We start from the raw sequence: 11,361 nt of genomic DNA, 5'->3' as shown, positions 1-11,361 counted from the left end.
CCCGCAAGAAATCACTTTTTTCAACGTGTGCAGCTTGCAGGTCTTTATAAGATACGAACAGAATTAACCAATAATCGTAATCAATTTATCTTTTTCTTGCATTTCACGATTTGTTGTCGCAACCACGTCCAAATAATCAGCCGTATTGGTTACAATAATCGGTGTGACGGTCTCATATCCCGCCTCAATAATAGCTTGAAGATCGAATTCAACGATCAAATCGCCAACACTCACACGATCCCCGTCTTTTACATGTGCTGTAAAATGCTGACCCTTGAGCTGTACCGTATCCTGACCGATGTGGATTAGAATCTCTATACCTTGATCATCTACAAGTCCAATCGCATGTTTGGTGCGGTAAATCGTCTGTACCACACCATTAATCGGGGATACGACTCTTCCACTGCTTGGACGAATCGCAATACCTTTACCCATATGTTCACCAGCAAAAGTAGCATCATCAATTTCTTGCAAAGGAACCACCTCACCCGTCATCGGGCTGGCAATTTCATAACGATTGTTTGGATTAGGTTCAAGTGCAGCCTTCTCTTCTTTTACTGGCTCAGGAGCCTGTTTTGCAGCCTCTGGATTAGCAGGATCTTTGAATCCTACAAAATAAACGAGAACAAAGCCTAATACAAAAGCAATAATCGTAGCCATCATGGCCATCCAGAATTCATAGTTGATCCCTTCTGTGGGACTAATGAGCGCTGGAACACCGAAGATGCCTGAAGCAAATACAAACATTTTGGAACCAGCGAATCCAATAATACCTCCAGCCGTTGCTGAAGCAATGCAGCTCATAATAAATGGTTTCTTCAACGGCAAAGTTAGGCCATAAATTGCAGGTTCCGTTACACCAAAGATACCAGATACAAAGGCAGGAACACCCAGTGATTTCAGTTTGGTATTTTTCGTTTTAAGCATAACGCCAAGAACGGCACCAATCTGAGCAAAGGAAGCAGCAAACATCATGGCCAGAATCGGATCTGCTTTCAGTGTAGACAGATTCAGCAACATGATTGGTACAATTCCCCAGTGTAGTCCAAAGATGACCAATACTTGCCACAATCCGCCAACAACAATACCGGTTACCAATGGACTCAATCCATAGATGCCTGATACCCCAGCACCAATCAGCTGACTAGCCCATGTCGCAATTGGACCAATCAAGAGGAATGTTACAGGTACAACAATCAGAATGGTAAAGAATGGCGTGAGGAAGGTTCTCACAACAGAGGGAATGATCTTTTTGAAGAACGTTTCTACTTTTGCTCCAAAATAGGCAGCAATAATAATTGGAATTACGGATGAGGAATAACTCATCAGGATAACAGGAATACCCAGGAACGTGATATGAATCGGTGATTCAAACAATGTGCCTGCAAACAACGTATATAACGGTTCCCCGCCACTTAGACCGGTTAAGGCCGGATATACAAGTGATGCTCCGATGGCCATCCCGAGGAATGGAGATCCACCGAATTTTTTCATTGCCGTGTAACCCAAGAAGACAGGGAAGAAATAGAATAGGCAGTCTCCTGCAGCATTCAACAATTGATATGTTCCCGAAGCCGGGTCCAGCCACTCGAGAGAAGTAAACATGGACAAGAAACCTTTGATCATCCCTGTTGCAGCAAGCAAACCGAGAATAGGTGTAAATACACCTGAGATCAAGTCGATAAACCGACCCAGAAGACTTTCTTTTTTGCCGGAAGATTCAGACGCATCATTACTAGAGACTGGTCCATCAGTATTCATATTGCCAACCTGTAGCAATCTTGAAATGATACTTGATGATCGTCAAGATTTCCTGCATGACCTGCGTCATACTCTTGATGTTGGGCATTTCCTCGTTCAAAGCTGCATTGACAAAGTGAAGTGCCATAAAACCGGCTTCGTCCTCGGGCAGAATTACGCCAAACTGATCACAGATCATGTTGAGCGCTTCCATTCCTACTTCGTATTCCTCTTTGTATAACTGCTTCGTCTCCCAGATCAATCCGTTGCGTATAGGCAGATTCTTGCGATACCGCTCAATGGCAAAGTGAATATGGTCTGTGAGGTGCAAGTAAATGCTCTCATTCAGTTTCTTGCCAAGTTTTAATTTGGCATAAGCGATGATTTCCTCGGACACTTTCATGTATTCCAAAGGAATGCTTGAGATTAATGCCTTGAAGTTTTCCTGAATATCTTCATTCTGTAAAGTAAATATCTTATCGATATGCTGCTCGGAAACCATATCACCCGCCCGCTTCTGATAAGCAATCCCCCGGCCAATGATAATAACTTCCTGTTGTTCGTCATTCATGGCAACTACAGCATTATTGTTCAGCACCTTCTCGATTTTCACTTTATCACTCCAATATACAGAAAAAGACAAACCAGTCCCTTTTCTCAAGGTAAACGGCTTTGCCTGATTCAACAGTTACAACCCGATATGTTGTACGCGCTTCCCTCATAATATTACAAAGTTCTACACAGTGCAACAAAAAGATAATATCTTATTAAAATGACTCCCGATCTAGGTAAATATACTCACAGGCGTAAGCAAAACAAGAATCATTTTACAATAATTTACGATTTATTGTTTTTGCTTTCTTTCTCCAGTTCCGCTTCAATTCTTCGATTAATGATATCCATCTGTTCTGAATCCAAACGATCGACTTGCTTGTATTCTTTATTCATCTCGTACTCCTGCGCCTCGCCTTTGTTCATTAACCCCAGATGATTCTTGATGTCTCGGATATCTTCACGCATATGCATCGTCTGGCGATATTGGTCCACAACAAGTGCAAAAATAATGCCACCTGCCACTATTGGACCAAATGGGAACAGGTAACATAAAACAAGTCCTATGAGCAAAAATATAACAAAATACATGTGTAATGCCCCTCTCTATAGACTATCTTTTCTGCTAAGGTAGCTGGGTTCAGCATACAAATTGAATCGTGTCTAAATAAACTTTGCCACTTTTCACTTGGATATTAGCTTTATCATTTCATCCAAAATAAGCTTTTCTTCATACAGACCATCTAATATCTGATCTCTGATCCTAAATAAAACATCCCGCTCCTTGGTTATGTTATATCTTAAAGACAAGTTTTTTATAATTTCGAATCTTCTTAGGATGTCTTTGTAACTTTCTGAAACATGTTCATATTTTAGTTCATTTACATGGATTAAGTAATTAATTCGACTCAACATTAGTTTCTTGTGCTCCAAGAATAAATGAAAAGCTCTTTTGTCTAATAGTTTATTTTCATCCTTTATCATTTTATCTACTGAAAATAATATTGCATTTTGACCAAACAGCGTTTTTTATTTGAAAGAAACATCCAGTGTAATAACTGAATTGAGATAATTTTCAATGGACATTATAATTTGGGGAAGATTTAAAGTATATTCCTCCTCCTCTTTCTTACTTAATAAGTGAATATTGAGAAAAAAATGATTACTTACTTCGATTGCGTTATGTCCCTGTGCAATTTCTTCAAATGTACATTCAGTCTGTACATATTTCCCATCAGATAAATTGTCGGCTATCAAAAACTTCTTGCTTTCAGAATTGAACCCATAAATAAAGATCTCATGTACATGAGACCATTTTAGATAGGCCTTAGAAGCAGATATGAAATATCGATCAACATACAAGTAAACATAATGACCTAATTTTATTGAGTCCACTATGAAATCTACTATTGAATCCCACTTACTTTCGATAACGAAACGAGGAACTATATGATGATTTAACCAAGGACAATTATTCAATAATAAATGGTGGTTATCAAAAAAAAACGTATCCCAATCATACACATATCGAATTTGAATAAAATTATTATAAAACCAGGGGAAGCACTTTTTATTGTTAGATATAATAGATGAAATACTACCATAAACATTAAATGTGTTGATAATAGTATCTTGAATGGGTAATTCAATTTTCACCATCATAACGTCTCTCCCTAGACATTGTTGTTAAACCTTAAGCATTCTTTTAAGCAGATTATAAAGCAAAAGTTCACATGTTAATATATAAGAACGGGTAAACATTCCCGATCATTTGCATTGAATTTAGTGTGCCTTTCCACGCAACCCTCTCCGGCAAAAATAGAAAGAATACTAATTTTCATTTCCAAAAAAAGTAGAAATCTAATGAAATATCGCTATTTTCACAATTTTTAATCACCTGTGAACATTTAAATATTTGAATTTTTAACAAATATATACTAAAATACAAATAAACAAGCAATAATCTCCCATAATTAAGGTATATGAGTAAAAAATTTATCTAGTGAAGGGAGCACCAATGATGAAAACATTGCCTCTTTGTGATCCTCTCATTTCAAACTATCCTCAACATGCCTTTTATCTTTCCATTATTTCTGACCATCAGGAGTGCCAACCTTGGATTTACTCGAATTATACGCATCTATTTCTATCCGATTGGAAAAATGACGAGATTTTCCTAGACTTCTACGTACAGACACCGGAACATCACTTTAATCCCTGGTTCAAAGACTCACAGCGACTGCACCGCGATCTAATCCTGGGGTCTATTCCCGATTTCATCTCGTTTATTAAGGATCAGATCGATTCCGGGTATTACGTATGGACTCACGTGGATGAATATTATATTCCTGATACGCCTTCGTTTCGCAATTATCGTTTTGCACATGCGATTATGATCTATGGATATGATGACACCGCACGGGAGTTCCAGCTTGCTGGATTCTTCAAGTATCGGATTTATTCTCGAACAACCGTCTCTTATGATGATCTGAAGACGGCGTTCGAGCACTGTGATATCTATGATGATTATCTTAACTTCACCCATCTGTTAAAGATTAACCCGGAGTACCACAATGGAAAAATTTATGAGTTTTCTCTCTCCTACTTTGCCGAGTGTATGGAAAACTACTATACCTCTCGTAATGAAACGGAAAACTTCAAGAGCTTTTATACGCCAGCGCTTTATTCGGATCGCACCTTCGGTCTGGATATCTATCATAAACTAATCATGTTTTTTGAGATGATGCTTTCCAAGCAGCGAACCATTGATACACGTTTGTTGTATACGTTGAAAGAACACAAAAAATTTATGAATCTCAAAATTAAATATATAGAACAGGAAGGCCACTATGTTTTTCCCGTAAAGTTTAAAGATAACTATATTCGAGTTGAACAAGAAGCAACGATTATCCTGAACCAGTTTTTAAAATACGGCATGACCCAACGTGAGGATCATATCATCAGCTTGATGGGCAGATTAGGTGCTCTGTACCAACTGGAGAAAGAGTCACTTGAGCTGTTATTAAATGATTTCAACAGTCGGGGTATTCGCAGTGGCAAACCGATATTAAGCCAAAGCTGACGGCCCGCTTTGGTTCAAACGCTGGAGAAGGTCCGTTTGTTGTCCTTCTCCATTCAAGTCCTGTAGACTGACCATATCCCGGTACAATCCCTCTCGATTCAACAGTTGATCATGCGTCCCTGATTCAACCATCTCCCCTTTATGCATGACAAAAATCAGATCCGCATTTTGAATCGTTGATAGACGATGAGCAATAACGATGGTTGTTTTCCCTTTACGGTAACGGTCGATAGCTTGCTGCAGGCGTCTTTCTGTTGACAAGTCCAGCGCCGAGGTTGCTTCATCCAATATCAGAATGTCTCTGTTTTGAATTAAGGCTCTGGCGATGGCAAGACGCTGACGCTGGCCTCCAGACAAGGTGATCCCCCGATCACCAATAAAAGTATCGTATCCCTCCGGCAGACTCACGATATAATCATTGATTTGTGCTGCCTCGCAAGCGGATCTCATCAAATTGGCAGACTTCTCATCTTCTGTTCCCATTAAAAGATTGTTTTGAATGGTATCCGGAAAAAGATAAGGTTCCTGAAATACAATGCCTATACGCTCTGTCCAGTCTGAACGGTACAATTGGTTGAGCGGCTTACTATTCACCAGTATACAACCTGCATCCGGATCGAAATAACGGATGAGGAGTTGGGCAATGGTTGACTTTCCGGAACCGCTGGTACCAACAATGGCAATTTTAAGTCCCATAGGAATGTCGAAGGTCAGATTATTCAATAAAACATTTCGCCCTGGCTCGTAGCTAAAGTCAACATGGTTAAAAGATATGCTTTGCAACGGCAAAGGTACAGGAGAGTTGCCTTCCTCCATTTGCTCCCCTTCCATCACGTTGAGCAGTCTTTCCACGCTGGCACCGCCTGCGGACCAGTCCATGAATGAATTGAACAGATCCTGTAAGTATTGGATAAACTGGAATCCTAGCTGGAAAAGCACAACGAACATGCCAATGGATAGTTCGCCTTGTAGGACGAGCAAACCTCCATATCCAAGAATGAGCACTCTTACTCCCCAATTCAGGGGTTCGCTAGTAATCATTTTGAGATTCACTTGTTTGCCTTCCTGCATTACTTTCTCATAATACGTATTGTACAGCTTGTCATATCTCTCTTTCTCCCAGTCCAGTCTGTGATAAGCCAGCACTTCTCGGGTGGACGAGATCCCTTGCTCAATATGAACGAGCACACCGGATTTTGCCTTCTGAACATGGCCGGCTGCCTTCTTCAGTTTAACTGCAAAGAATCTGCCAAGAATCACGTATGCCGTACCCAGTACAAAACAGGCAATCAGCATGACTGGACTGACCATGCCAATCATGACAGCTACAAACAGAACAACAAATAGCTGCTGAATACCGCGAGGAATCTGATTTCCGATCATATCGGCAACCTTGTCCAGATCCTGGGTAATGTAATGCACATATGTAGCTATGCGTTCTTTTTGCAATTGACGTATTGGAATTCTGTATACATAGGACATAAAATCATCGGCCATCTGAGACTGGATAACAGACTGATTTCGATGCATCATGTGCGGAGCATAGGTGAACAGCACAGCATATAAAAGGAAAGCCAGCACAAAAAGACAGACAATCTTCGGCACAAGCTCATATTGGCCTTGTAATAGAATATCGTCAATGAGGCGCTGCTGGAGACCAATAATACTCAGGAAAGACAATGACTCCAGGGACATCAGAATGATGGAGATGAGCAGCAATGAGGGACGCGACATGATATATTTTTTCAGAAAGTGAATATGCTGTTTCAGCGACATGCTCACCCCTCCTCTCCCGAATTCAGCTGATAATACGCTCCCTGTCTTCTCATCAATTCCTCATGGCTTCCCATTTCCCGAATTTGTCCATGTTCGAGTACAACAATTACATCATAATCCTTAATGGTAGATAACCGATGAGCAACGGCAATGGTCGTCCTGCCTAGCAGGAGACGTTCCAGGGCTTGCTGTACTTCTTGTTCACTCGCTGTATCAAGCGCGGACGTTGCCTCATCAAGCAATAGAATGGAAGGTTTCTTGATAAACATACGTGCAATGGATATACGCTGCTTTTGACCTCCGGACAAGTTAACGCCTCTTTCCCCAAGCAGCGTGTCATATCCATCCGGCTGAGCAGAGATGAAATCATGAGCATAAGCGGCCTTGGACGCCTGGATCATGTCTTCCTCTGTCGCATCCGGATGACCAAAAAGAATATTATTGCGAATGGTATCGCCAAAAAGATACGTTTCCTGAGACACATATCCTATACTTTCTCGTAATTGTGCAAATGAAAGTTTTCGTATAGGTACACCGTCCAACAGAATTTCGCCCTGTTGTGGATCATAAAAACGAACCAGAAGCTGAAGCAGGGTAGATTTTCCGTGTCCACTCGGACCTACGATGGCCACTCGTTGACCGGCCTTAATCACCAGATTAAAATCCGCGAGCACTTCCGGACCCTTGTTGTATCGATATGTGACGTGTTCGAACCGAATCTCTCCTCTGATTTCCTTCAAGCAGATCGGTGTGGCCTCTTCGACAACCTGAGGTTCTGTTTGCATGAAGCGATGGATTTTGGAAGCTTGATGCATCAGAACTTTCTGCTCCGTAATAACCGTAATGACCAGAGTTACCGTTTGCATGACCTGAAAATAGTAAAGCAAATATGCAGACATCTCTCCTACGCTCAACGCCTGTTCCTTGACCAAGTGAATGCCGTACAGGATGACTGCCACCCCACCGACGTAATAGGATAATCGGCGTATCGTGCCCCTCCAAAAGGCCATCCATAACATGCGAACCCTTCCATCCAAAAAAGGCTGCATGTGTCCCTTGAACCGTTTCCAATCCCAGTCCTCGGCTCCGTGAGCACGCATTTCGGTCAGAGCTGACACACTCTCGTATACTTTTTGATTATAGGCTATGCGCTGTTCCGTATTCTGCTTGGCCAAGATGGTAGCCTTTCTTTCGATGGATGGTCCGAACAGATAATAGAGAAGCAGGCACGGCACCATGATCAGTGTTAAAGGAATGCTGATGACACACATCACTGTGACAGATACAATAGAGACTACAATGTTTTGGATCGTATGCGGAAGAAGAAACCGATAGAAGTCCTGCAGAATACTCACTTCCGTGTTCATGAACGACAAGCTTTCACCAACAGGGCGTTGTTGAAAATAAGAATACCCCAGCTTCCTCATGTGACTAAAAATATCGTATTGCAAATCTCGTGCCGCCTTCTCCTGAATGGACCTCTGCAACAGATTTTGCCATGCCATCAGACCAAACATCAGAAACATGCCGACAACCAACAGTATAATGAGCCATCGGAATCGGATCACGTCTGCGGATGGAACGATGATATCGATGAAGTACTGAACACCCTTGGGAATAGAAACCTGAATGAACGTGACTCCAATACCGCAACACACCAGCAGCCAAAACATGCCATAATATTTTTGCACATAAGACAGGACCCATCGATAAGTTTTAAATAGTGAGTCTTGGGGAGGTACCGATCGTTTAGATTGTATTGCTGCTGAGACATTATCCTTCATATGTCACCCTCAAACTTTGCGCCCTTTCAAGGCAGCAACCTGTGATCTATTAAATTCAGCTTTCCGTTCACCAGTAACAGCCGATCATTGTGATACATCAGACTTGCAGAACGCAAATCCCGAAAAGCCCTTTCCAAGGGAAGCTGGTCATTAGTGGTATATCCGTAGGATAGTCCTGCAATGTCTATCATTTGATCCGTTGCCTGAAAAAGAGTCTCTGATGCCAAAATTTTAAGATTATTGATGTGAATATTGAACCGCGGCGCTTCAAGCAGCTTCAAATTCCCCTGATTGGAATGATCTTCATACTGTTTGATCATCTCGTTCAGGTATATGTTAACTGTGTCCAACTGCAGTCGAATCCTTGCAAGCCTTGCATAGAGCAACTCGGACTGCAAATTGAAGCGGGAACGATTTTGCGGATTACGGATGAGTTGTATTAATCCTTCGTATACTCCCTTAGCGGCTCCAAGCCAACAGGCAGACCATAAAATATGTCCCATGGGAATCATCGTCTGTACAGCTAACGGTTTGAAGTCTATCGCTGCACCGATCAGCTGTTCTTCTTCAATTGAGCCACGAATGTGCATGCCCACACTACCGGTCCCTCTCATCCCCATGGCATGCCAATCGGAGACACTTTCCAGTTCCAGTTGATGTCGTTCGGCAAAAACCAGTTGAACGTCACTGTCGGGACTTTCATCAGAAGGTTTCATTGTGATGAGAAACCAGTCAGCGTACTCACCGCCAGTTACGACTGGAGCATCTCGGTCAATATAGAGCGAGCTTCCATTGGTAACCATCGGACTTTGGGACGAGAGCAAGTGCCCCCCTTTTTCTTTTTCAGTTGTGACTGAGGCGATTAAGGGCTGTTCCTCCTGCAGTCTGGACAGTAGATGATCTGAAAAATCATTCTGTTCTTGACGGATTAATACCTCCACCTGCTGTATGTGCATGGCCCATATCATTCCTGTGGATAAGCACCCGCTTGCCAAAAGTTCTGCCATAGAGGACAAGGAACGGAGTGAAGGCCGTTCACCGCCTGACCGGCTAGGGATTGATGCTGACATTAGGCTTGCAGACTTCAAGTCAGCTATATTCTCTTTGGGGAAGGACCCATCTCGGTCGAGGTCACCGGCCCTTTCAGCAAATCGCTTTGCCGCCATTCTTACCTCGGACAATGTGTCCGTGACTTCGGATACTTCATACGAATATCGCATATCAAAATCCCTTTCACTCAAATGGATTTGGTCAGAAATGCTTCATCTTTTCCCTGGAACGATCGGATTGCTCTTCTGAAGTTTGAACGGTCGATTCGTATCAAATAAACGTTCCTCAAAGGAATTCTGCCAACGGATAGCAATATCTTCACTGTTGTACCGATACACCTGATCGAGGAATTCCTGATCTTCAATATTCAGCTTGTCCAGGAATCCTTCCGGTCCGGCCTCGCCATACAGGATCTGCGTATAATACAGGGCATAGAATACTTCCTTTTGGAAATTCAAATCCTGAGCCCGCTGCAGTACCTTATCCCAATCCACATTCACTTGAGGGCTGTTCAGGAATCGGTGAATATCCATGAATTTATAGAGCAGGATATCCTTGTAGGCCATAACATCCAATTCACTTGTTGCTTCGCGGGTAAGATGGATAAGCATGAATAACAGCAGATCTTCCCATTCCAAAGTGCGAACAGGATGTCCTGCAACATCAATAATCTGGCTTCTCTCCAGCATTTGCTGCACTGCCGTATCTGTTCGACGGCTGGTCATGAGATCAAGCGAAAATTGCAAATCCAGCGCATGATATTCGAGAAATGGACTATTTTCGATATATTTGATCAAAGGAATGACTTCATGGGACACCATTGATCGGATCATGATTTCCCTGCGAGGCAGCGGGGTAACCGAATTCGTTTTATAGTTAATCATCCCCTGCACATATCCCATTTCCTTCATAACCGCTATCGCTTCATCAATCTGACTTGAATGTATAAGCATATCATTATCTTTGAAATCCCGGCTTCCCAGATCCCCATAAGCGACTTGGGAAAGTACGATACCTTTCAGCAAACTGTATTGAATGCTCCGCTTGTCCAGCTCATGGCAAATATCAAGGGTGAATCTGCACTGTTGTTCGCCTCGCATTTTTTGCATATGATACATTTGCTTGACCGAACTAACGAATTTGCCGTAGACTGCCTTCTCCGTGCCTTTCACCAAAAAGTAACGCTCGATATTCTGCCATGCGGTTCCCATCACACCATGGGTATGCAGCATGCCGAATACTCGGCTCCAGTCCATGTGAGCAGCCATTAATTGACGAAAATCTTCAACCTCCGCATTCCGAAGAGCAGGTTTTGAACACAATAAAACCAATCTTTCTTCATCGGTTAGGGTAGAATCTGATGACATGGCAAACAGC

8 protein-coding genes and 1 pseudogene are annotated in these 11,361 nt (G+C 42.2%); 1 reads left to right on the top strand and 8 read right to left on the bottom strand.

The annotated features are described in order from the left end of the window. Window positions 1-63 precede the first annotated feature (63 nt). From MKY73_RS11660 to MKY73_RS11645, 4 genes and pseudogenes are all read right to left on the bottom strand, one after another. Window positions 64-1,761 carry a beta-glucoside-specific PTS transporter subunit IIABC gene (locus tag MKY73_RS11660; protein ID WP_339307567.1) on the bottom strand — a complete coding sequence of 566 codons (1,698 nt, stop codon included), beginning with the start codon at window positions 1,759-1,761 and terminating at the stop codon, window positions 64-66. Between the two features lie 16 nt (window positions 1,762-1,777). Then, window positions 1,778-2,353: pseudogene (locus MKY73_RS11655) on the bottom strand (PRD domain-containing protein); the annotation flags it as partial. 224 nt (window positions 2,354-2,577) lie between these two features. Then, entirely contained in the window at window positions 2,578-2,883 is a 306-nt protein-coding gene (locus MKY73_RS11650) for a hypothetical protein (RefSeq protein WP_339307565.1), read from the bottom strand. Window positions 2,884-3,321: 438 nt separating this feature from the next. Further along, window positions 3,322-3,954, bottom strand: a complete 633-nt coding sequence (locus tag MKY73_RS11645) for a hypothetical protein (RefSeq protein WP_339307563.1) — start codon at window positions 3,952-3,954, stop codon at window positions 3,322-3,324. 355 nt (window positions 3,955-4,309) lie between these two features. Here MKY73_RS11645 and MKY73_RS11640 point away from each other — a divergent pair, with 355 nt between their 5' ends. After that, window positions 4,310-5,374, top strand: a complete 1,065-nt coding sequence (locus MKY73_RS11640) for a hypothetical protein (RefSeq protein ID WP_339307562.1) — start codon at window positions 4,310-4,312, stop codon at window positions 5,372-5,374. Here the strand turns inward: MKY73_RS11640 and MKY73_RS11635 are convergent. The 4 genes from MKY73_RS11635 to MKY73_RS11620 all read right to left on the bottom strand — a co-directional run bounded on the left by MKY73_RS11635 (window position 5,360) and on the right by MKY73_RS11620 (window position 11,351). Beyond that, a complete protein-coding gene (locus MKY73_RS11635; RefSeq protein WP_339307560.1) occupies window positions 5,360-7,150 on the bottom strand; it encodes an ABC transporter ATP-binding protein in 1,791 nt (596 codons plus the stop codon). The two genes, MKY73_RS11640 and MKY73_RS11635, sit on opposite strands and share 15 nt — an antisense overlap. Window positions 7,151-7,152: 2 nt before the next feature. Beyond that, window positions 7,153-8,841, bottom strand: a complete 1,689-nt coding sequence (locus tag MKY73_RS11630; RefSeq protein WP_339307559.1) for an ABC transporter ATP-binding protein — start codon at window positions 8,839-8,841, stop codon at window positions 7,153-7,155. 119 nt (window positions 8,842-8,960) lie between these two features. Next, window positions 8,961-10,100 carry an acyl-CoA dehydrogenase family protein gene (locus MKY73_RS11625; protein ID WP_339308560.1) on the bottom strand — a complete coding sequence of 380 codons (1,140 nt, stop codon included), beginning with the start codon at window positions 10,098-10,100 and terminating at the stop codon, window positions 8,961-8,963. A gap of 96 nt (window positions 10,101-10,196) precedes the next feature. Beyond that, window positions 10,197-11,351, bottom strand: a complete 1,155-nt coding sequence (locus MKY73_RS11620; RefSeq protein ID WP_339307557.1) for a nucleotidyltransferase family protein — start codon at window positions 11,349-11,351, stop codon at window positions 10,197-10,199. Window positions 11,352-11,361 lie beyond the last annotated feature (10 nt).

Origin of the sequence: Paenibacillus sp. FSL R5-0519 (assembly GCF_037974275.1) — a bacterium.
Classification (GTDB): domain Bacteria; phylum Bacillota; class Bacilli; order Paenibacillales; family Paenibacillaceae; genus Paenibacillus.
The sequence above is the reverse complement of the archived record's forward strand: the minus strand, read 5'-3'. Positions and strand labels throughout refer to the sequence as shown.